This is a genomic window from Bradyrhizobium cosmicum, assembly GCF_032290525.1.
Lineage (GTDB): Bacteria > Pseudomonadota > Alphaproteobacteria > Rhizobiales > Xanthobacteraceae > Bradyrhizobium > Bradyrhizobium cosmicum_A.
In genome coordinates, this window is record NZ_JASXTA010000679.1 from 1 (window position 1) to 229 (window position 229).

Sequence of the window (229 nt, forward strand, 5' to 3'; positions counted from 1 at the left end):
GTTGTGGCACGCGGCACACCCGACATCGACGAAGGTGCGCAGCCCCGCACGCGCCTGCGACGTCAACGCCAAGATGTTACCGTCCAGGTACGCATCGAACGGTCCGGGCGTCGCGAGCGTACGTTCATAGGCGCCGATCGCCAGACTGAGGTTGGTCGGAGTGATCGGGTCGTCGTCGTCTGCGAACGCGCGTTGGAACATCGCGAGATAGCCGCCGATCGATTTGATC

The 229-nt window shown here is 63.8% G+C and carries 1 protein-coding gene; it reads right to left on the reverse strand.

Going from position 1 to position 229, the window contains the following annotated elements; translation table 11 throughout:
• Positions 1 to 229 (reverse strand): cytochrome c peroxidase (locus QSV46_RS41320; RefSeq protein WP_314964609.1); only part of this gene is annotated, 229 nt, incomplete at both ends.